Consider the following 21,555-nt stretch of genomic DNA (forward strand, 5'->3'; position numbering starts at 1 on the left):
CGTGCAGGGAATCGAAATCGCAGCGCGTATTGTGCCTTGAATGCCGTGCGAACTCGCGGGCGAGCGCTCAGAAGCCCTCCCCTTCAAGGGGAGGGTTGGATGGGGATGGTGTTCAACAACTCACGCCGCCCGACTGCGCACCTCACCGCCGCGCGCCGCGAGCGCGCGCTCGATCACCTTCCAGCCCGCATCCGCCCGATGCGCCTGCTCGCTGAGCACGCGCCGGTACGCGCGCGCACCGGGCAGCCCCTGGTACAGACCGAGGATATGCCGGCTGATGTGCTGCAAACGGTCACCGCGCGCGAGATGCGCCTCGACGTACGGACGCAGCCGCTCGAGCACCTCATCGCGATCAGGCAGCGGTGTGCCGAACAGTTCCGCCTCGATCTCGGCGAGACGATACGGTTCGTGGTACGCGGTGCGGCCGAGCATCACGCCATCGACGTGACGCAGGTGCTCGCGGATCTCGGCCACGCTGGTGACGCCGCCGTTGATCACGATCGTGAGTTGCGGATGCTCACGCTTGAGCCGATACACGCGTTCGTAGTTCAGCGGCGGCACCTCACGGTTCTCCTTCGGCGAGAGGCCCTTGAGCCATGCCTTGCGCGCATGCACGATGAACACGTTGCAACCGGCCGCGTGGACCCGATCGACGAACTCGGAAAGTCCCGCATACTCGTCCTGGTCGTCGACGCCGATTCGGCATTTCACCGTGACCGCCGCGCGTGCATGCGTGACCGCATCGCGCATCGCCGCCACGCAATCGGCCACCAGCGCCGGCTCGCGCATCAGGCAGGCGCCGAAGCGTCCCGACTGCACACGATCCGACGGACAGCCGACATTGAGGTTGATCTCGTCGTAGCCCAGCTCGGCGCCGATGCGCGCTGCCTGCGCCAGCTCGTCCGGCTCGGACCCACCGAGCTGCAGCGCGACCGGATGCTCGGCCGGATCGAATCCGAGCAGGCGCGCGCGATCGCCATGGATCACCGCCTGCGCGGTGACCATCTCGGTGTACAGCAGCGCACGCGGCGACAGCAGGCGATGGAAGAACCGACAATGCCGATCGGTCCAATCCATCATAGGTGCTACGGATAGGTGGAAATCATTTCGATTGATGCTGTGCATGACCAATATTCTACCTGCACGGCCATGACGCCCACCTTATGCGATCCGCCAAACGCATCGCGCGATGTCCGCATCGGGTCGGAAGCGGACTTTCTCGGCCGATGCGACGAGACGCGAGACTCCTGCTCGTTGAAGGAATGCTCAGCCGTGTGGCGGGAGGGCGTTGGGATCCATCCACATCACTTCCCAAATATGACCGTCCGGATCCTCGAAGCTGCGGCCATACATGAAGCCGAAGTCCTGCACGGGCGAGGGGTCCGCCTTGCCGCCTGCAGCACTCGCCTTATCGACCAGGTTGGACACCTCTTCGCGACCATCCGCTGACAGACACAGCAGTACCTGCGCGTCCACGTGCGCATCGACGATCCGCTTGCTCGTGAACTGGCGCCACTTGTCGTGTGTGAGAAGCATCGCGTAAATCGTATCGGAGAACACCATGCACGCTGCAGTGTCGTCGCTGAATGCGGGATTGTTGACCGCACCAACGGCTTCGTAGAACGCCTTTGATCGTTTCAGGTTTGTCACCGGCAGGTTAACGAAGATCTGCTTGCTCATTACTTTGACCTTTGGATGTAAGCTGCGGCAGGATTGTCGCGGCGTCTTACTGACGAGTGAGGAGGGGGGAAATCGACAAGAGCTGCAATAGAAGCGGCTGTTACATAGGTCAATTCGCCTCGGATGCCGCCAGTGCTGAGGGGCGGCATTGGCGTCGTAGGTGCGCGTGGTGGTCAGCGCGCTACCCTGATGGAACGGCATGCCGGCTCTGATCACCCGCTGCTGGCGTGCAGTGGCAGATCCGGCAGCCCAAGGCTGGTAGCGTTCTGATGATCGAAACAATTCAAAAATACCTCTGAGCCGTCCTGGGCTCTCGCGCCTTCATCATCGTGTCGGAAATCCACTTTTCCAAGGCCGCAGTGTCGGAGATGTCGCCGTCGTATTCGTATTGCGGCGCATAGGGGCCCAGCTTTTGCGGTGCGTCCGGCATCATCGCCACCAGGGTGGAGAAGGTCGACAGGCCTGAGGGCAAGGTCACTTGGCGGTATTCCGAATAGTGGGTGTCGCCACCGGTAGGCTGGCCGACCTGGACCGCGCCCAGCTTGCGCAGGAAATCGACCGCCTGGAGGCATGAGCTGAAGCAGACGGCGTCGGTGAGCACAAACACCTTTCCGGCCATCATCGAGGAGGCCGCCGGTCGCAACGCGGGCGGTGCCCCCCGGGCCGGACAGGTGGGATCGCCGGTCAAAGCGCGACCCGCGGCCATGGCGGCCTTCATCGCCTGGACAGCCTGGGTGTACTCCCGAGCCCCTTCCGCATCACCGCTCTTCTGGAACGCCACGATGGACTTGTCGAGCGCTTCGATATTGCCCGGCGAGGCGCGGAAGACGGACGTGCAGCCACTGCCGTCGGCACTCGGACCCAGGACCTGTGCGACACGGCCCGGGCCGTAGATCTCCTGGGCGAGCGCATAGGCATACGCATCGTTGCCGCCGTCGTTTCCACGCAAGTCCACGACAACCCAAGGCGCGGCGCGGACCGCGGCCTCCTGCGACTTGACCGCGTCGATCACCGCCTGGGCGCGCGGATCCAGTTCCTGGATCGCGATCCAGACACCGGCACCGCTCCGCCGCACGCCGAACCCTGCGGCGCCATAGGAGCGTTTCCACCACTGGCTGAGAAGCTTGCTGCGATCGATCTCGCTCCAGCGCAACGTGAGCGAGATGCGTTGGCCGCCCTGTTCAAGAACGCAGGCTTGCGGGCGCGCCAGGAACGGATTGCCCTCGTCGATCAGCAGCCATGCGCCCCGAACGACCTGCATGGCGTCCACCGAGACGTCCGTGCGGAAAGCGAGCGCTTCGCGGGCGCGGGCGTCGGCGGATTGTCCGTCGCACTCGACGATGCGGGCGCCGGTGAACTCCCCTCCGGCGACCTCGGGATCGTCGTTCGCCACCACCCAGTTCGCGCCATGCTTGGCGGCGATGAGCCCCGCCCAGGATACGGATCTCGGCAGGAACTTCGGACCCGACGCGACGTGCCCGTCGCCCATTGCTCCCGCGAACTCGCCAAGGGTGGCGACATAGCCCTCATAGTTCGTGACGGCCGCGGCGCGCGCCAGCGCCTTGGCGTGGCCGGCCGCAAGCGCTGCGGTGAAGATCCGGTCGCCTACCTCCCGCGTCGCTCCGGGATGGTTGTCCCTGAGCAGCGCGAACGCTGCCTCGACGTCGGTCCGGGTCAGGGCGCGCCAGTGGTCGGCAGGTCCCCCGTCGCCGGCTTGGGTCACGCCGCCGCTCAGGCAGAGCGCAACCCAGGCACTGACAAAAAGCGCGCGCATGATTCCCCCCGCAGGAAAGGTACGATGAACGGAAAGCTGCTGGACAGCACGGAATATTGCAATGTGGTGTGCGGCAAGGCGTGCTCGAAATCCAATAGATTGTTGGATTGGAATTTGCGCCACTTGCCATGGCACACCGTCGCGTGAAGCCGGGCACGGGCCTATGGGTCATCTCCCTCAACCGAGCCCAATTTTTCCCGCAAACTCCCGTTGCTGTCATCGTCGCTTGAACACCAGCGGCGGCGGCGAATACGCACGACGCATTCATCCGCGCCGCGCCGACACGCTTCACACCGAGCGGCCAGCGATGCCCGAAAGCCGCGCCGCCAGTCCGCCCGCGCGCCGGATCGGATGCGCCAGCGCGGCCTCGACCGCCGCGTCAGTCGCCCACAGTTCCACGTCCTGCTTCGCGCGAGAAAGGCCGGTGTAGAGGAGCTGGCGCGACAGGATGCGGTGCGCGGGATCGGGTGGCAGCAGCACCGCGGTGCGCGCGTATTCCGAACCCTGGCTCTTGTGGATCGTGATCGCAAACGCACCATCGTGCGGCGGCAGCGCGCTCGGTGAGATGAAGCGCGCGGCGGCGCGGCCGTCCGGCAACGTGGTCTCGAACCACACGCGCAACACGCCGGACGCGTCCATCAGCGCGAGACCGACATCGCCGTTGAACAGGCGCGCGGCATAGTCGTTGCGCGTGATCATCACCGCGCGGCCGGGATACCACAGCGTGTCAATCGGCACCTGCCACAGGCGCTTGAGTTCGCGCTCGATCAGCGCATTGATCGCCAGCGCGCCGAACGTGTCCTCGCGTAACGCGCACAGCAACTGGCGCTCGGCCAGCGTCCGCATCGCCATGACAGCAGTCGCGATGCGCGCGCCCTCCGCGTGGTCGGGCAAGATCGGGCGCAGATCGAGCTGCGCCAGCTCGCGCGCCCAGCGCAGTACTTGCGCACGCAACTGCACCGGCGTCTCGACGACGTGGCGCTGCGCACGCGCGCCAGCCGCGTCGAACGCAGCGGCCAGCGCCGCCGCATCACCCGCGCGGACCGCGCGATTGATCGGCACCAGATGCTGTTCGGCGCGGAAGCTGTGTTCGAGGCGGACCAGATCCGGCGCCTTCTCGTGCTCCATCGCGGCCACGAGGTCCATGAACACCGAGCCGGTTGCCACCGAAGTCAGCTGGTCTGCGTCACCGACCAGGACCACAGTCGCCTGCGGAAGAGTGGCCTCGAGCAGCGCACGCAGCGTGTCGAGATCGACCATCGAGGCCTCGTCGACGACCACGACGTCCGCCGCCAGCGTGTTGCTGCGACCATGCGTGAACACGTTGCGCCGCGGGTCGAAGCCGAGCAGGCGATGCAGGGTCAGCGCGTCGGTATCGGGGATGCGCTCCAGCAGCGGCTGCCAGTCGGCCGGCAATGGCGCATCGGGTGCGTCCAGCAAGGCTCTCTTGACCTGGCGCAGCGACTGCACCAGGCGCTGTGCGGCCTTGCCGGTCGGCGCGGCGACCTGCACGGACAGCGCGCGTTGCGCATGCCGCTGCAGCATCAGCAGCATGCGCAACACGGTCGTGGTCTTGCCGCTGCCGGGACCGCCGGTGAGCACGAACAGGCGACAACCGACGACACTCGCCACCGCCTCGCGCTGGCGCTGCAGCGCGGCGTTATCGATGCCATGAAACAGCGCATCGAGATCCGCCGCGAGATGCGCGGTCGATGGTTCCGATCGGGCGGCGCGTCGTGCGGCGATCATCTGCGCGACCGCGACCTCATGCGCATGGTTGCGCCACAACGCGAAACGTCCATCCGCGTCCAGCACGAACGGCGTCGCTGCGTCCGACCCGCCATCGCCGACCAGCGCCTCGCCACGCAACGCATCGACCATGGCGGCGGTCAACGGCGCCATGCCGTGACGGCCGGCCTCGTCGCCGCAGAGCGGCAGCGCTGCGTCGCCCATGCCGTCGGCCAGGCTCGCCCACGCGGCGACCGACGCCAGGGTTACCGAGCCGCCGTGTGCGCGCACCCAGTGCGCGAGCGCGCGATCGAGCGGACGCCATGCGCCCTCCGTGAGCTCGCTGTGGGTGCGCGTGAAGCTGTAGCCGCTCATGCGGCCTCCTGATCAGGCCGGTCGCCGAGCGCATGGTCCACCGCGTCGAGCAAGGCGGAATCGAACCGGTGGCGCCACACGCCGGCACCGGGCGCGAGACCGACCGCGCGCACGAACAGATAGACGGCCTCTCCGAGATGCCGATCGCGCTCGTAATTCGGCACACGCTGGCGCAGATAGCGGTCGACCGCGACCGTGTACAGCAAGGCCTGGAAACGATAGTCGTGCGCGTCCATGGCCGCAGTCAGCGCTGTGGGTGCGTAGTCGGCGAGACGATCGCCGAGATGGTTGCTCTTGTAGTCGAGCACGTGGAAGCGACCGTCGTGTTCGAACACAAGGTCGATCTTGCCGGTCATCAAACCGCGCAAGGTCGTGGCCGGAATCCGCTCGGGCACGAGACCGGGCATGCCGCGGCGTTCGCACGCTTCGCGCAGGCGCGCGACCGAAACCGCGTCGAGCACGAAATGGAACGCCATCTCGGCGCGCTGCTGCGGCACCGGCACCGCGGCGAGGCGAAGACCGGGCGCGAGTTCGGCGCTCAGCGTCGCATCGAGGCGCTCGGCGATACGCGCGACCAGCGCCGGCACCGGAAGATCGCCGAGTGGCACGCCGGCCTCGCGCAGTGAGCGTTCGACCCGTGCGGTCTGGGTGCGCAGCGGCTCGCCGATCCGGCGGTTTTCAAAGATCGCATGCAGCGCATTGCCGAACTCCGCGCCGCGCAGCGCGCCCAATGCGACGATCTCCGCATGCGGCTTCGCCTCGACAAGTCCGCTGGCCGGTTCGGGCGCGAGCGGATCCGCAAGCGATGCACTGTCGTCCGCGGCCACGACTTCGTCATCGGCCGGCTCGTCCTCGAGCGCGAAGCTTCGCGAGCTGCGGGTCAAGGTCGAGAAGCTCCAGGTCTGCTCGTACAACGGACGGCCGGGTTCGGTCAGCACACGGGGTGGCGCGGCGATCGCTTCCGCCGTCGTCCGATAGCGGACTGACCGCCATGGCCAGCCCTCCGACCAGCGCAGATGCTCGAATGCTCGAGCGACCGGCTCACCGCGCGTGCTGGCGTGCTGTTGCAGACGTTCGACCACCGCATCCAGCGCTGCGCGTTCCGGATCGGTCGCAGGGTTCGCGGACCCGGCCTTCAGCGGGCGCTGCGGCGACAACGCATAGACGTGGCAGGCGTGGATCGCGCGCGTCAACGCGACATAGAGCACGCGGAAGCGTTCGTCCTGACCTTCACGCAGATACTGGGCCTTCGCCGCCTCACCGAAGCCGACCACGCGCCGATCGCACAAGGTTTCGTGGATCACCGGCGTCGTGTCCTGTCCATTGCTCCGGTGCGCCCACATCAGTGGCAGGAACACGATCGGGAACTCCAGTCCCTTGCTCGCGTGCAGCGTCATCAGGCGCACGCGCTTGGCGTCGGACTCGATGCGCAACTGACGCTCGTCGGCCGCATCGCCGGCATCGTCGCCCTCGCCCCGGCGTTGTGCCGCGAGCCAGGCGAGCAACTGCTCCGCCCCCTGCATGCGTTCGTCCTGCTCCTGCAGCAGTTCGCCGAGGTGACGCAGGTCGGTCAGCGCGCGCTCGCGATCTGCCGGCTCAGGTAGATGCCGCAGTGCGCCTGCCGCAAAATCCAGCACTACCGCGAGCACGCCGTCGCGCTGCCAGCGGCGACGCGCCGACTCGAAGCGCTGCGCATGCGGATGCCAGGCGTTCGGGTCGTCGCGCAGCGCGCGCAACTGCGCGAAATCCATCCCGCCGAGGCGTGTCGCGAGTGCGGCGCGCACGGCGCCGCCGTCATGCGCATGCTCGACCGCGTACAGCACGACCTGCAGGTCGCGCGCCCAGTCAGTGTCGAACACGCTGCTCTTGCCGGCGCCGACGCAGGGCACGTGCCGCGCCTGCAGCAGGCGTCGCAGGGTCGTGATGTCGCTGTTGTTCGGCAACAGCACGGCCAGATGCTCCGGCGCCAGCGGTTCGTCGCCGATGTGATGCGTGCCCGCATGCAGCATCTGCGCGATCTGGTTCGCGCAGGCTTTCAGCGCGAGCTCGCGGCAGCGACCGACCGCATCGGGAGCCTCCGCGTTGTAGTGCAGGACCAGCGTGCGCGACGCGCCCTCGTCGGGTGCGCGATACGCGGCCTCGTCGCCACGATCACTGGACTTGACCGCGTGATAACGGATCGGATGCGCGGGATCCGCGCTCAGCGCCGCGCCGGCTTGCGCATACAGCTCGTTGATCGCAGCGACATAGGCGCGCGAGGAACGGTAGTTGGTATCGAGTTCGAGGCGCGTATCCACCACCGCCGAGGCGGCAAGATAGGCGTCGATGTCGCCGCCGCGGAAGCGGTAGATCGCCTGCTTGGGATCGCCGATCATGACCAGCCGGCCGCGCGGCTGCGCTGCCGCATCGCGATAGATGCGGTCGAGGATCGCGTACTGCTGCGCGTCGGTGTCCTGGAACTCGTCGACCAGCGCGACCGGCCATTCCGCGAACAGGCGATCGGCGAGGCTGCGCGAGGCGCCGCTGAGCGCGCCATGCACGCGCGTGATCAGTTCGTCGAACGTGAGCTGGCCGCGCGCGGCAAGGCGCTCGTCGCGCCATTCGCGGACGCGCGCAGTCCAACGCTGCCACGCCTCGATCTCGGGCGCGGCTGCGACATAGCCGACCACGCGCAGACTGGTTTCGACGAACGCGGCGGCATCGCGCGCAACCTGCTCCGTGCACTGGCCGAGCACATCGACCGCCGCGGACAGATCCGCGAGCTGTTTCGCGGAAAACGGTTGAGCGTGATCGCGCAGGAATGCCGCGAACGCGACCAACGCATGCGGCGCTTTCGTCTTGCGTCCCCAGATGTCCCTGCGTGCGGCAAGCCCCTCGATCGGCGCGGCCCATGTCACCGGCAGCCAGCGCGCGATCTCGGCGGCGTCCGGCGTCCACAGCTCGACGCCGGGTGTCAGATAACTCGCAAGCCGCCTGCGCAGCGCGGACAACGATGCCGGCGCCCGCCGCGCATCCGCGCCCGGTGCTTGCTGTAGCCGCCGCCAGAGATCCTCGGCGAGTTCGTCGAGCAGGCTTTCGGTCGACACCATGTCACCGGGCGCGAACGCGCCGCCGCTCTCGAACGGATAATCGCCGAGGATGCGCCGGCACAGGCCGTGCAGTGTGGTGATCGGCGCGAGGTCGAGTTCGGCCTGGGCCAGGCGCAGGCGTCGCAGGTCGTGGTTCACGCGCGTCGCGTTGCCGCTCCAGCGGCGCAGCAGCCAGGCCCGGTCGGGTTTCGTGTCCGCATCGATGACGACGGTGCCCGCGGTGATCGCGTTCAGCGCCAACTGTTCCGCCCACGCGAGGCGCTCGCGCAGCCGTGCGCGCAGTTCCTGCGCAGCGGCGTCGGTGAAGGTGGTTACCACGATCTGGCGCGGACCCAACGGTTCCGCGTCCGCGCCGGACGCTTCCAGCAGCAGACGCAGATACAGCACCGAGATCGTCCAGGTCTTGCCGGTGCCGGCACTGGCCTCGATCAGGCTGCGTCCGCCCGAACCGAGCGGCATCGCGGTCCAGTCGGCGACCGTGGTCGGCGTGTGCATGCGTGCTTCACTCATCGAGCGTCTCCGCGACCGGCTCGAACGAGATCAGCGCATGCAGTTGCCGTGCGATCCGTTTCAGCGATTCGAGATCGGCCTGTCCCGGCTCGAAGCGCGCGTCGCGCGCAAGCAGCGCGGCGTAGCCGGGCGCGTAATCGCGCTCGCCGGTGCCGTGGTCGCCGCTCGCGATCCACGTCGCGGCCAACCTGGCATCGTCTTTGCCGCTCGCCGCAGCCCAGCTCGTCTTCGGGAAATACCACACCGGTTGCCGCTGCGCGTCGGCCCAGAAGGTGAGCAGTCCGCCGACGCGGCGCTGCAGGTCGGCGAGCTGCTGCTCCACCGCGTTGCGATCGCCGTCGCGCAGCGCCACTGCATACGCCTCGGCCCAGCGATTGAGCGAGTCCTGCCAGGGATGCTGATTGGACGTCAGCAGCACGGCACGCACGGGCAGCGGATCGTGCGGCTCATGCAGGCGCAGCAGTGCCCATTCCAGGAAATATCCGATGCGCTCGCCGAAGGCGAGATCGGCTTCGTCCTTGCGCGGATACACCTCGACGACCCACCACGCATCCGGCGTGCGTCGCACCCGCGCCAGCTCACCCTGTATACGCAGGCCGGAGATCGTGCGATCGATGCTCATCGCCGCGGGCGCGGGCACGCCGTCGGCAAACTGCGCGCGGACCCGGTCCAGCAACACCTGCACCGCCGTCGCTTCGTCGATCCAGGCTCCGTCGCCGAGCCGTCCGGGCGGCCACAATCCGGCCAGGCGCAGCCAATCCGGCGGTGCGTCCGGCATGCGGAATCCGTCGGCCGCATCGAGCACCTCGAAGAACAGGCGCCGTCCGACACGGTCGATGCGCTCGAACTGCGCATCAAGGGGCTCGCTGCTGCGCAGTGCGTCGTCCTCGAGCGCATCGAGGCGCAGGTCGAGGCGATTGCGCAGCACCTGACGCGCCGGATCCTTGTAGTAGGCGAGCACCTCGCGCAGCGGCACGATCGCGTCGGTAGTCGGCGCAACGGGCGGTGGTGCCGTGCCGAGGAACGGCGGCGCTGCCACGTGGTCGCCATGCGCGAGCGCGGCGAGATCGGCGCGGAACGAAAACAGGCGTGGATCCGCGCCATCGAAATAGCGCGCGTCGAACGGCTGCAACGGATGCCTGACGCGCCACGGCCGGTCGAATGCCTCGGTGTCCTTGCCGCGCAATCCCGCCTGGTCGTCGAGCACGCCGAGCAATTCGGCCAGCGGCGCGGCCGGATTGCGCGCCTTGCCGTCGCGCACGCCCTCGCCGATGTAGCTGAGGTGCAGCCCATCACGCGCGGCCATCAGCGTTTCCAGGAACAGGTAGCGATCGTCGCTGCGCACATCGCGATCGCCGAGACGGCGGTGGCGCACCATCAGGTCGAGCCCTGCATCGGACGGCGTGCGCGGAAACTCGCCATCGTCGAGACCCAGTACCGCGATCACGCGGAACGGGATCGCGCGTTGCGGCACCATGCCGCAGAACGTCACGCCGCCCATCAGGAAGCGCTGGCGTTCGGACGCGGCGCCGAGGCGTTCGACCAACACCTCGCGCACGACCGCGAAATCAAGCATCGGGTCGAGCCCGCCATCGCGCGTCTCCCCTTCGAGTGCGCGGACGAAGCGGCGCAATTGGACGAGCGCGTCGCGTGCCTCGGCGTCGGTCGGATCGACGCGGAAGAGCGCGTCGATCAACTGCTCCATGCGCGCGCACCAGGCCGACGCCGCGCGCGGTTGCGCCGCGTCACGATGCAGCTCCGCGAGTTCGCGCAGCAACCGATCGAGCGCACCGAGCACCTCGGTCTGCGGACCGTGCACGCCTTCGAGCGGGACCAGCGCCGAGCCATCGGCGAGATGCTGCGCGACCGGCTCGCCATCGACGGCCTGTCCGAACACATAACCGCCAAGCAGCCGATCCATGCCCCAGGCAAACGTGTACTCGGCGATGCCCGGCACATCGAAGCCTTCGCGGAACGCCGCATCGAGTCCCCAGGCGACGCGTGCACGCCGCAGCCAGTCGCCGAGCACGTCGATCCCGGCTTCTTCCAGACCCAGCGCACGTGCGATCTCGGGCACCTCGAGCAGATCCATCACCTCTGGCGCGGTGAGACGCGACTGCGGCAGCGCGAGTAGCCGCTCGAACGCGGTAAAGATCCGATGCGAACGCGCGATCGCGACATCGGCGAGGTGATACGGCAACGGCCCCTGATGCCGGCCCGCCTCGCCGAACACGGATGCGAGCAGCGGCACATAGGCCTGGATGTCGGGCGCCATCACGACGATATCGGAGGGCTTCAGGCTGGCGTCCGCGGCGCGTTCGCGCAGCAGCGCATCACGCAGCACCTCGAGTTCACGCAGGCGCGTGTGGCAGGCATGCACGCGCAGCGAACGATCGGCCAGTGCGGCCACATCGCCAGGCTGGCCAGGACAAATCAAGGCCGGATCCAGCCGGCGCACGCTTTCCTGCACGCGTTGCAGCAGTGACATCGACGGCGCGGGTCGCGCCTCGTCCTGCCAATGGCGCAGATCGAGTTGCACGTCGTCGCCGCCCTCATGCAGCGCGAGCATGAAATGCTGGCCGAGGCGGCCCCAGCTCGCCAGCAACGGATGACCGAGATCGAGAAAGCGTTGTTCCGAGATCGGCGAGAACGCGTCCGGCGCAGCCATCTCGCGCAAAGCCGTGCGCTCGCTGGGCAAGCCGGCCCAGTACTCGACGCAGGGATCGGGCACGTACAACACGACCAGGCGATGGCGCGCGACTGCGCGCAGCATCGCCAACTCCGACGGCGCCAGATGGCTGATGCCGAACACATGCAACGGCTCGTCGGCGAGACCCGGCGGTTTGCGGCGCAGCTGCACAGCGAGCGCCTCGAGCAGCTCGCCGCGATGCGGCAGTCCGATCTGCGCGCGCAGCGCACGCCACAACGGCGCGAGGAAGGTCGGCTCCGGTACATCGTCGCGTCCGGCCGCCCACGCCTTCAACCAGTCGGGCCGATAGACGAGGTAGCGGGTATAGACGCGGGCCAGCCGATCGGCGAGCTGGAAGCGCCGACGCGGCAGGTCGTTGCCACGCAGGTAGGCCGCAACCTGCGCGTCAGCGACGTCGTCGAGGGCGGCGTGGATGCGCCAGCGCAACGCCTCGCGGCGATACGGCCGCAGCGCGACCACGGACTCGCCGAGCACATCGTGCGCCAGCTCATCGAGCCACGCGCTCGGCAGATGGATGTCGACGTTCGCAACGATGCCGCCGACACCGCGCTTGCGCGCCAGCGCGCGGGCCAGCCATTGACGGATGCCCGGATGCGCGGCGATCAGCGTGTGCGGTGCCAGCGGGTTCGCTGGTGGCACGCGATCCATCAACGTGACGAGCGGATCGAGCAGCGCCTCCAGCCGGCTGGCGCGATAGACCGCGATTCCCCGATCCATGGAATCCATGAGGGCCTGTGATCAGTGAGGTACCTGACATCTTGCCGCGCGTGCATCGCACGGGCCGAGACGACGCGGCAGGCAACGCAGGACGTCCGCTTCGCTGTACGGCATCACCGCTGCGCGACAGGCGGGTCGCGGGGTGCTGCGATTCAACTCCCCGCCGGCGAGGCTGTCGCGCGGCGCTCCGCTGCGGGCTCGAGCCAGCTCCCGGACGCGGACGATACCCATTGCGGCAAGGCGCCGCCGCGAGCGTGCGCGGCGGCGCCTTGATCGATTTACAGTGCGGCGTCCTTGAGCTTCTTGAGAGCGCGCGCCTTCACGCGCACCGTGGCCGGCTTCGCATCGAACCAGCGCTCCTGACCGGTGAACGGATCCTTGCCCTGGCGACGCGGCTTCGCGGCAACCTTCAACGTGGTGATCTTGAACAGGCCGGGCAGCGTGAAGACGCCCGCGCCGCGCTTGTGCATCGCGCCGAAGATCGTCGCCTCGAGCGAGGCCAGCACTGCCTTGACGTGCTTGCCTTCCACACCGGCATGATCGGCGAGATGACGCACGAGGGCGGACTTCGAGAAGTTCTCGGTGATCGGCTTGATCGCGACGGCCTTCGCCGGCGCCTTTGCGGCTTTCGGTTTGCGCGCAGGGGCTTTGCTCTTCGCCATGTTGATTTCTCTCTTTGGTTAACGGGGTTGTCGCGATACCGGCGTGATTCCGGCGTCGCCGTCGGCCACTCTACCGGACAAGGCCGCACGGAGAAACCGATCAGTGATGTGGAGCTTCTCCCCCTGCGGGCGCCGGCTTGGCCGGTCCTGGGCTCGTCGGAGGGGGTGAGGGTTTGGCCAAAGCCCTAGGGCCGACCCTCTGTGGATCAGGTCGGCCTATCATCAGGGATTGCAAAACTTTCAAACGGAGCGGACTTCGATGAATCTCAAAGACAAGCGGATCGCGGTGACCGGGGGATTCGGAACACTGGGAGCTGAGCTCGTGCGCGCGGCGCAGGCCGCCGGCGCGAGAGTCGCGGCGATCGATCACGCCGCGGTGCCGGCCGCGGCCGCGCTTGGGGATGCGACCCTGATCGGCGGCGTCGACCTGGCCGATCCGGCCGCCGCGAAAGCCGCGCTGGAGCAGGCCGTGCAGGCACTCGGCGGTCTCGACGCGCTGGTCAACATCGCCGGCGGATTCCGCTGGCAGACGCTCGCGGACGGCGACCTCGACACCTGGGATTTCCTCTACCGCGTCAATCTGCGCACCGCAGCCGCGGCGAGCAAGGCGGCGATTCCGTATCTCGTGCAGCGCGGCGGCGGCCGTATCGTCAACGTCGGCGCAGCCGGCGCAGCGAAGGCCGGCGCCGGCATGGGCGCGTACGCGGCCTCCAAGGCCGGCGTCGCCAAGCTGACCGAGGCGCTGGCCGAGGAACTCAAGGAGCATCGCATCACGGTCAACGCCGTGCTGCCGAGCATCATCGACACACCACCGAACCGCGCCGACATGCCGAAGGCGGATTTCGACCGCTGGGTCAAACCCGCGCAGCTCGCCGACGTGATCCTGTTCCTGCTGTCCGATCAGGCGCAGGCCGTGACCGGTGCGCTGCTGCCGGTGGTCGGTCGCGTCTAGGAAATCCTCGCCCGCATCCGTGACGAATGCGTCCGACGCCCTCGGGCGCATTCGGATGCACGAATGCACGCATCCACCGCCACGGTGTCGCGGACGAGACGGCCCGCGCTGACGCCATAGGCAGGCACCGCCCAACCCCGTTTGGCGCGCGCTGTCGTTGCAAGGCCCGACTGCCATCGGGAGCCTGCCATGACTGTCCACGCCGTTACCGCAACACGCTCGCTGGATTGGTCGCGCGTCACCGCCATGAGCACCGCGGTCGCGGCGCATGTCGTCGCGGTCGCGCTGGTCGCGATGCCATTGGCGCTGCCTTCGCCGCGTATCCTGCCGGCGGCCGTCGAGGTGGCGCTGCGCGAAGTCGTGCCGCCGCCCGTGGTGCCGACACCGCCCGAGCCGGTGGCGCCGCCGCATGTGCCGCGCCTGCACACGCCGGTCGCGACGACACCGAAAGCATCGCCCGTCAACGCGGTGACGACCGACATCACGAGTCCCATGCCTGTGTCGGCCGCAACGACCTCGATCGCCAATGCGCCCACCGACATCGCGCCTGCTTCCGCGCCCGCAGCGGCCGGCGAGACACGCACGCTCGCCTACAACGGCGCGTTGCGACTCGTCTACCCACCCGCGGCGGCGCGCGCGCACGAACAGGGTACGGTGCTGCTGCGCGTGCTGGTCGACGTGCGAGGCGCCGCGCAACGCATCGAGATCGCGCGCAGCTCTGGGCATACGCAGCTCGACGCCGCCGCACGTGAGGCCGTCCGGCACGCGCGCTTCCGGCCGGTCCTGCAGGGCGGCCAGCCGGTACCTGCCTGGGGGCTGGTGCCGATCGAGTTTCGCCTGGACCGCGCATGAGTCCCTCCATCGCGCGCGGCGTTCACGCCATCGCGTCAGGTAGAGTACGCCGCCGGCGCGTTCGACCGACCGACAGCGCGAAGCGTTTGCGATGCGCCGGCGACGTCCTCGCGCGAAGCGGCTTCGAATCCGAACATGGACCTGCAGATCCTCTGGTATGTACTCGCCGCGGTGCTGATCGTGCTCGGCATCGTCGGTGCGATCCTGCCTGCGTTGCCGGGTGTGCCGATGGTGTTCTGCGGCATGCTGCTTGCGGCCTGGGCGGATGGTTTCGCGCACGTCGGTGCGTTCACGTTGATCGTGCTCGGCGTGCTCACCGTGCTCGCGCTCGTGGTCGACTTCATGGCCGGCATCCTCGGCGCGAAGCGGGTGGGCGCGAGCCGTCCCGCGGTCATCGGCGCGGCGCTCGGTACCCTGATCGGAATCTTCTTCGGCCTGCCCGGCCTGCTGCTCGGACCGTTCATCGGCGCCCTGCTCGGCGAGCTCGGCGCCGGTGGCACGCTCGGCAAGGCGACCGGCGTCGGTATCGGTGCGTGGCTCGGCTTCCTGGTCGGCACCGTGTTCAAGCTCGGCGTCTGCTTCGCGATGCTCGGCGTTTTCGCGTTCGCGTTCGTGGTCGGCTGAGTGCAGCCCGCTAGCTGATGCGCGAGAGATGCGCGATCGCAGCGTCGCTGTCCGCGCGGCGCGTGTCATCGAATGGCGTTACCTCGACTCGCTCGATCGTCGCCGGATCGAGGCAGCGCACGTTGACGTCGACGCCATCCGGATTCGAACGCGGGATGTAGAAGCTCTTGATGCCGCAATACCGGCAGAACCGGTGCCTGGCCGCGCCGGTGTTGAACGTGTATTCGGTCAATGCGTCTGCGCCCGCGAGCAGGCGGAAGCGTGCGGCCGGCACGATCAGGTGCAGGAAGCCGCTCATGCGGCAGATCGAGCAGATGCAGTCGAGCGCATCGATGACCGCCGGCGCATCCACTTCGAAACGCACGCGACCGCAGTGGCAGCCGCCGTGGTGCGTGGTCAGGCCTGCGTCCATCGCGTATCGTCTCTACGCAATTCAGGCGCCGGGCAGCACATAGAACAGCACCGCAAAGAACTGCAGCACGCTGCCGAGCAACACGAACAGATGCCACAGTGCGTGGTTGAACGGCAGCCGCTTCCACAAGTAGAACGGCACGCCGAGCGTGTAGGCGACACCGCCGCCGAACAGCAGCCACAGACCGCCGGGCGCGACGTTTGCGACCAGCGGCTTGATCGCGACCAGGCCGACCCAGCCGATAGCAACGTACAACGCGGCCATCAGCGCGCGGTTGCGCACGCGACGCAGCTCCAGCGCGATGCCGGCCAGCGCGAGCGTCCAGACGATCGCGAACAGTGCCCAGCCCCACGGCCCATGCAGGCTGATCAGCGTGAACGGCGTGTAGGTGCCCGCGATCAGCAGGAAGATCGCCGCGTGGTCGAGCAGGCGCAGCACTGGCTTCGCGCGTGCGTGCGGAATGCCGTGATAGAGCGTCGACGCCGTGTAGAGCAGGATCAGCGTGGTGCCGTAGACGCCGACGCTGGCGACATGGCGTGCATCGCCGCCGCGCGCCGCCACCGCGACGAGGATCGCCAGCCCGGCAATGCTGAGCACGATGCCGAGGCCGTGGATCACGCTCGATGCGATCTCCTCGCCCGTGCTGTACCCGGTCGGCAATACGGTGTCGGGCGAATACGTCATCGCGACCTCCAGCTCGACGCAGCGCGCATGGCGCAGCGCAACATCGGCGCACCCTACCCGATCGCCACACCACTGCCAACCGCGGTGTGGATCGTTTGCGCACGTGTCGTCGGTGAACCCGCCGGGCGCGACGCCGCGCCCGCGCCGCCGTAAGCTAGGCACATCGCCTCATCGGAGGACGTCATGACGAACTCTCCCGTGTCCAGCCTGGATGTGCTGATCCACCTGCGGCGTACCGACGCGATGTCGCCCGCCGCAGCCGCTGGCCTCGTGCTGACGCAACGGCTCGGCGCCCGCGCGATCGGCCTGTACATCGTGCCGATCGCGCCGACGGCGTTCGCCTCGCCCGAGGCGGTCGCGCTGTATGTCAACGAGGCCGACTCGCTGTATCGCGAAGCGCAGCAGCGCGAACCGTTCTGGCGCGCACAGCTCGAAGCACACGGCGTCGGTGGCGAATGGCACGTCTCGCAGGGCGACGTCGTCGAGTCGCTGTGTCATGCCTCGCGCTGGTGCGATCTCGTCGTCGTCGAGCGCCCGCAACTGAATCCGGACGCGCCGACCGGATGGGGCGTGGTCTCGCGCACCGTGTTCGCCGCGTCCGCGCCGGTGGTGGTCGTGCCGGAAACCATGAAGTCACCAAAGGTCGGCGCGCGCATCGTCGTGGCCTGGAACCAGAGCCGCGAAGCCACGCTCGCGGTTCGCGGCGCGCTGCCGCTGCTCGCACGCGCCGAACACGTGACCGTGCTCGAGGGCGACCCGGGCGAGAATCCGTTCGGCCTGCGTCATCTGCCGAAACCCGATCTGCGCGCATGGCTCGCTCGACGCGGCGTCACCGCCGAGTACCGCGCATTTACCGCGCGCAAGGAAGTCGGCGCCGCCCTGCTCGACGCGGCGCACGCGGCGGATGCGGACCTGATCGTGATGGGCGCATGGGGCCACTCGCGCATCACTGAGCTCGTGCTCGGCGGCACTACGCGGCACCTGTTCCAGCACACCGACCTGCCGCTTCTGGTGGCTCATTGAACGCTGCGGCGTTTCTACCGGTTCCGGAACTGGCTGGCGCCGGCGTGCGTCTGCGCGCGCTCGCCGCACGCGACGTCGACGCGCTGTTCGCGTTGCACTCCGATGCACGTGTGATGCGCTACTGGAGCTTCACCGCGTGGACCGCACGCGAACAGGCGGTCGAGCATATCGCGCGGCTCGCGCGCGAGCGCGAGGTGATGGAGTTCTATCCCTGGGTCGCGACACGGCCGGACAGCGATACGTTGATCGGCACCTGTTCGCTGTTCGGCATCCATCACGAGCATGCACGCGGCGTGATCGGCTACGCGCTGGCGCCACAGTTCTGGGGCCGCGGTCTCGCCGGCGCGATGCTGCAACCGGCGCTCGACTTCGCGTTCGATACGCTCGATCTCAACCGCATCGAGGCCGATATCGATCCACTCAACATCGCCTCGTGCAAGCTCGTCGAACGCGCGGGTTTCCAGCGCGAAGGGTATTTGCGTGAACGTTGGCGCGTTGGCGGCGGCGTGCAGGACACCGCGTTGTACGGGTTGCTGCGCATGGACTGGCGTGGTGTCGCAACAGCAACCTAGTGAACGGCGAAGGCCGGCATCGAGCCGGCCTTCGCGCATCGATGCAGGTATTGGATCCCGGATCAATACATATCCCTGTGCTGTCCGGGATGGGTTCGTGCTGGTGACATTGGATCCCGTGTCGTCGGCCATCCATGGCCTGCACGGGATAAGTTCATCCTGAACTTACTTTGCGTTGGCGAGCGCGAGGGTCATGTCCAGCATGCGGTTCGAGAAGCCCCACTCGTTGTCGTACCACGCCAGCACCTTGACCAGGGTGCCGCCCATCACGCGCGTCTGTGTCGCGTCGTAGACCGAACTGCGCGGGTCGTTGTTGAAGTCGACCGAGACCAACGGCCTGTGGTTGATGCCGAGGACATTCTTGAGCGAGCCCTCGCTGGCTTCCTTCACCGCCGCATCGATTTCCTCGTGGGTGGTCGCGCGCTGGGCGACAAACGAAAAGTCGACGCACGAGACATTGATCGTCGGCACGCGCATCGAAAATCCGTCGAGCTTGCCCATGAGCGCCGGCAGCACCAGGCCGATCGCGGCGGCGGCGCCCGTCTTGGTCGGAATCTGGCTCATCGTCGCCGAACGCGCGCGGCGTAGGTCCGCGTGGTAAACGTCGGTCAGCACCTGGTCGTTCGTGTACGCGTGGATCGTCGTCATCAGGCCGTGCACGATGCCGATCTTCTCGTGCAGTACCTTGGCCAGCGGCGCGAGGCAGTTGGTCGTGCACGACGCGTTCGAGATGACCTGGTGGCTGGCCTTGAGCTGATCGTGGTTGACACCGTAAACGAAAGTGCCGTCCACGTCCTTGTCGCCCGGCGCCGAGATGATCACCTTGTTCGCGCCGGCCGTGATATGTGCGCTCGCCTTCGCTTTGCTGGTGAAGAAGCCGGTCGATTCCAGCACGATGTCGACACCGAGTTCCTTCCACGGCAGCTTGGCCGGATCGCGTTCGGCGCAGACCTTGATGCGGTCGCCATTGACGATGAGATCGCCGCCGTCGACGCCGACCTCGCCCGGGAACTTGCCGTGCGCCGTGTCGTACTGGGTCAGGTGCGCATTGGTCTCGGCATTGCCGAGATCGTTGACCGCAACGATCTGGATCTCGTGGTTGCGCTTCGCCTCATACAGCGCGCGCAGCGTGTTGCGGCCGATGCGGCCATAGCCATTGATCGCGACTTTCACAGCCATGAAACAGCTCCTTCGGAGGGCGGAAATGAAGGCGCGCATTCTACCGGCCCCGTCCGGCATGCGCACGGGGCCATTGTGATGGAGCCAATAAATGGCGCTCCGAAAGATTCCAGCAGACGTTGTCATCGCTGGCTGCCGTACCGTCGCGAAGCGACATGGCACACTTCGCGGCCATTTCGAATCCACCCCCACCGGACATGCTTCGTTACGCGCTTCGACTGCTCGGCCTGCTCGCCTTCGCGCCCGCGCTGGCGCATGCATGGGGGAATGCCGGACACCGCATCGTCGCCGAACTGGCCGAGCAGCGGCTGTCGCCGACCGCGCGTGCCGAAGTGCATCGCCTGCTCGCGGCGACCCGCGATCGCTCGCTCGCCGATGTCGCGACCTGGGCCGACGACCTTCGCGACGATCCGCCGCAGCACGTGTTCGCGCGGGCGACGGCGCCGCTGCACTACGTGAATTTCTCCACGTCGAGCTGCCGCTACGATCCGCCACGCGATTGTCCGGGCGGTCGTTGCGTGGTCGCCGCGATCGAGCGCTACGCGCGCGTGCTTGGTGACCGCTCACGTTCCGACACCGAGCGCGCCGAGGCGCTGCGTTTTGTCGTGCACTTCGTCGCCGATGCGCATCAGCCGCTGCATGCAGGCTATCGCCGCGACAAGGGCGGCAATCGCTATCAGGTGCAGCTGCGCGGCCGCGGCACCAACCTGCATGCGGTCTGGGACACGCCGGTGCTGGCGAACCGCCGGCTTGGCTGGCGCGCGTACGCGACACGACTCGCGCGAGCGCCGCTGCCGGCCGCGACCGGCACGCCCGCGCAATGGGCCGAGGAATCCTGTCGCGCGACGCGCGACGACGGCATCTATCCGCACGGACACGCGATCGACGACGCCTACCTCGCGCGCATGCGACCTCTTGCGGAACGCCGCGTGCGTCTGGCCGCGGCACGTCTGGCCACGCTGCTGAATCGGGAACTCGGCGCCGCACGGCGACGCTGACGCCGACACGCGCGTCCGACCAGCGGGCCACCGCACCGCGGTCGCGCCCGATGCTCAATCGAAGTCGAGCGCGTTCCACGCGGGTGTTGGCGCGCCCGATGAACGCGCGTGCACGACCGAGCGATTCCGTCGCTGGCGCAGCGATCGCACCCGCCGCATCAACCGGTTCAGGCTCCTGAATATTTTATAAACCGCTCAGTATTGAAATTGGCAGGCTGAATCCCATCTTAAGCGCGCCGCCACGGAATCGAACCGAACGCGAAGGCGACAGTCGAAGTTGGGGCGACACAGGACGTGTCGCAGAAAGTTCTTTTATCCACAAAGAGTTGGAGTAGAAAACATGAAAAATGCAGTGCTCGCTATTGCCCTCGCGACGGCCGGTCTGATCGCGCTCCCGGCCGCGCATGCCGCCGACAACAGCGGTTTCTTCGTCAACGGCAACATCGGCCAGTCGAATCTCAGCAAAGGCGCCTACGACGACAACGACACCGGCTACGCCGCGAACGTCGGCTACCGCTGGGCGGTCGCGCCGAACCTGCTGCTCGGTGTTGAAGGCGGCTACGCCGACCTCGGCAGCGTCTCGCCGAAATCCGCGTTCAACGGCGCCGGACTCGGCGACGCCAGCATCAAGGGTTGGACGCTCGGCGCCAACGGCCATTTCAACGTGACCGACAACTGGTACGTCAGCGGCCGCGCCGGCTTCTTCCGCGCGGACCTCAAGGGCGGCTACCTGGGTGCGGCCGGCCTTCCGGTGCGCGTCGATGACAGCAGCAACAAGTGGTACGCGGGCGCCGGCTTTGGCTACGACTTCAGCAACAACCTCAGCGTCGGCCTGAACTACGACTACTACAAGGCGGACAAGAACGGCGTGAGCTTCAACCCGGACCTGGTTTCGGTCAGCGCCGAATACCGCTTCTGATCACGCCTCGCGCCTGATGGCGCGACGCAAGGTCTCCAACGGGAGCCACAGGGCAGGGATGCCGTCACAGCAACCCGACCTGCGCAAGCAGGTCG

18 protein-coding genes are annotated in these 21,555 nt (G+C 67.7%); 7 read left to right on the forward strand and 11 right to left on the reverse strand.

What is annotated here, in order from left to right:
* Nucleotides 1-120: 120 nt before the first annotated feature.
* From dusA to ABD002_RS13355, 7 genes are all read right to left on the reverse strand, one after another.
* Nucleotides 121-1,125, reverse strand: coding sequence for a tRNA dihydrouridine(20/20a) synthase DusA (gene dusA / locus ABD002_RS13325; RefSeq protein WP_343791891.1), 1,005 nt, complete (start codon nucleotides 1,123-1,125; stop codon nucleotides 121-123).
* Nucleotides 1,126-1,266: 141 nt separating this feature from the next.
* Nucleotides 1,267-1,680 (reverse strand): VOC family protein, encoded by a 414-nt coding sequence (locus tag ABD002_RS13330; RefSeq protein WP_343791893.1) that lies wholly within the window; start codon nucleotides 1,678-1,680, stop codon nucleotides 1,267-1,269.
* A gap of 283 nt (nucleotides 1,681-1,963) precedes the next feature.
* Entirely contained in the window at nucleotides 1,964-3,454 is a 1,491-nt protein-coding gene (locus ABD002_RS13335; protein ID WP_343791895.1) for a S41 family peptidase, read from the reverse strand.
* A gap of 288 nt (nucleotides 3,455-3,742) precedes the next feature.
* Nucleotides 3,743-5,557: an exodeoxyribonuclease V subunit alpha gene (gene recD, locus ABD002_RS13340; RefSeq protein WP_343791897.1), complete on the reverse strand. Its 1,815-nt coding sequence runs from the start codon at nucleotides 5,555-5,557 to the stop codon at nucleotides 3,743-3,745.
* Nucleotides 5,554-9,156 carry a UvrD-helicase domain-containing protein gene (locus tag ABD002_RS13345; RefSeq protein WP_343791899.1) on the reverse strand — a complete coding sequence of 1,201 codons (3,603 nt, stop codon included), beginning with the start codon at nucleotides 9,154-9,156 and terminating at the stop codon, nucleotides 5,554-5,556. Before ABD002_RS13345 ends, recD begins: the two co-directional genes overlap by 4 nt.
* Nucleotides 9,149-12,583 carry an exodeoxyribonuclease V subunit gamma gene (gene recC, locus ABD002_RS13350; RefSeq protein WP_343791901.1) on the reverse strand — a complete coding sequence of 1,145 codons (3,435 nt, stop codon included), beginning with the start codon at nucleotides 12,581-12,583 and terminating at the stop codon, nucleotides 9,149-9,151. Before recC ends, ABD002_RS13345 begins: the two co-directional genes overlap by 8 nt.
* 278 nt (nucleotides 12,584-12,861) lie before the next feature.
* A complete protein-coding gene (locus tag ABD002_RS13355) occupies nucleotides 12,862-13,245 on the reverse strand; it encodes an HU family DNA-binding protein (protein WP_343791903.1) in 384 nt (127 codons plus the stop codon).
* Nucleotides 13,246-13,504: 259 nt separating this feature from the next.
* Between ABD002_RS13355 and ABD002_RS13360 the strand changes: the two genes are divergently transcribed.
* The 3 genes from ABD002_RS13360 to ABD002_RS13370 all read left to right on the forward strand — a co-directional run bounded on the left by ABD002_RS13360 (nucleotide 13,505) and on the right by ABD002_RS13370 (nucleotide 15,673).
* Entirely contained in the window at nucleotides 13,505-14,197 is a 693-nt protein-coding gene (locus ABD002_RS13360) for an SDR family NAD(P)-dependent oxidoreductase (RefSeq protein ID WP_343791905.1), read from the forward strand.
* A 189-nt stretch (nucleotides 14,198-14,386) separates the two neighbouring features.
* Entirely contained in the window at nucleotides 14,387-15,049 is a 663-nt protein-coding gene (locus ABD002_RS13365) for an energy transducer TonB (protein WP_343791907.1), read from the forward strand.
* A gap of 135 nt (nucleotides 15,050-15,184) precedes the next feature.
* Nucleotides 15,185-15,673, forward strand: a complete 489-nt coding sequence (locus ABD002_RS13370; RefSeq protein WP_343791909.1) for a DUF456 domain-containing protein — start codon at nucleotides 15,185-15,187, stop codon at nucleotides 15,671-15,673.
* A 10-nt stretch (nucleotides 15,674-15,683) separates the two neighbouring features.
* On the opposite strand, the gene ABD002_RS13375 is transcribed toward ABD002_RS13370, so the two are convergent.
* From ABD002_RS13375 to ABD002_RS13385, 3 genes are read right to left on the reverse strand one after another with little or no spacing between them, the layout of a single operon-like run.
* Nucleotides 15,684-16,085 (reverse strand): GFA family protein, encoded by a 402-nt coding sequence (locus ABD002_RS13375; RefSeq protein WP_343791911.1) that lies wholly within the window; start codon nucleotides 16,083-16,085, stop codon nucleotides 15,684-15,686.
* Between the two features lie 21 nt (nucleotides 16,086-16,106).
* Nucleotides 16,107-16,769, reverse strand: coding sequence for a PAQR family membrane homeostasis protein TrhA (trhA, locus tag ABD002_RS13380; RefSeq protein WP_343791913.1), 663 nt, complete (start codon nucleotides 16,767-16,769; stop codon nucleotides 16,107-16,109).
* Between the two features lie 53 nt (nucleotides 16,770-16,822).
* The gene (locus tag ABD002_RS13385) at nucleotides 16,823-16,954 is read right to left on the reverse strand and encodes a hypothetical protein (RefSeq protein WP_343791916.1); all 132 of its coding nucleotides are present in this window, start codon (nucleotides 16,952-16,954) and stop codon (nucleotides 16,823-16,825) included.
* Here ABD002_RS13385 and ABD002_RS13390 point away from each other — a divergent pair.
* Complete coding sequence (locus ABD002_RS13390; protein WP_343791918.1) at nucleotides 16,953-17,792, forward strand: universal stress protein; 840 nt, start codon at nucleotides 16,953-16,955, stop codon at nucleotides 17,790-17,792. The two genes, ABD002_RS13385 and ABD002_RS13390, sit on opposite strands and share 2 nt — an antisense overlap.
* Nucleotides 17,789-18,364, forward strand: a complete 576-nt coding sequence (locus tag ABD002_RS13395) for a GNAT family N-acetyltransferase (protein ID WP_343791920.1) — start codon at nucleotides 17,789-17,791, stop codon at nucleotides 18,362-18,364. Before ABD002_RS13390 ends, ABD002_RS13395 begins: the two co-directional genes overlap by 4 nt.
* A 165-nt stretch (nucleotides 18,365-18,529) precedes the next feature.
* Here the strand turns inward: ABD002_RS13395 and gap are convergent, their stop codons facing one another.
* Nucleotides 18,530-19,543 carry a type I glyceraldehyde-3-phosphate dehydrogenase gene (gap, locus tag ABD002_RS13400; RefSeq protein WP_343791922.1) on the reverse strand — a complete coding sequence of 338 codons (1,014 nt, stop codon included), beginning with the start codon at nucleotides 19,541-19,543 and terminating at the stop codon, nucleotides 18,530-18,532.
* Between the two features lie 197 nt (nucleotides 19,544-19,740).
* On the opposite strand from gap, the gene ABD002_RS13405 reads away from it, so the two are divergent.
* Together ABD002_RS13405 and ABD002_RS13410 are read left to right on the forward strand one after the other, a co-directional pair.
* A complete protein-coding gene (locus ABD002_RS13405) occupies nucleotides 19,741-20,541 on the forward strand; it encodes a S1/P1 nuclease (RefSeq protein ID WP_343791924.1) in 801 nt (266 codons plus the stop codon).
* 340 nt (nucleotides 20,542-20,881) lie between these two features.
* Entirely contained in the window at nucleotides 20,882-21,460 is a 579-nt protein-coding gene (locus ABD002_RS13410; RefSeq protein WP_343791925.1) for an outer membrane protein, read from the forward strand.
* The last annotated feature ends 95 nt before the right edge of the window (nucleotides 21,461-21,555 follow it).

The organism is Dokdonella soli, assembly GCF_039523175.1.
Classification (GTDB): domain Bacteria; phylum Pseudomonadota; class Gammaproteobacteria; order Xanthomonadales; family Rhodanobacteraceae; genus Dokdonella_A; species Dokdonella_A soli.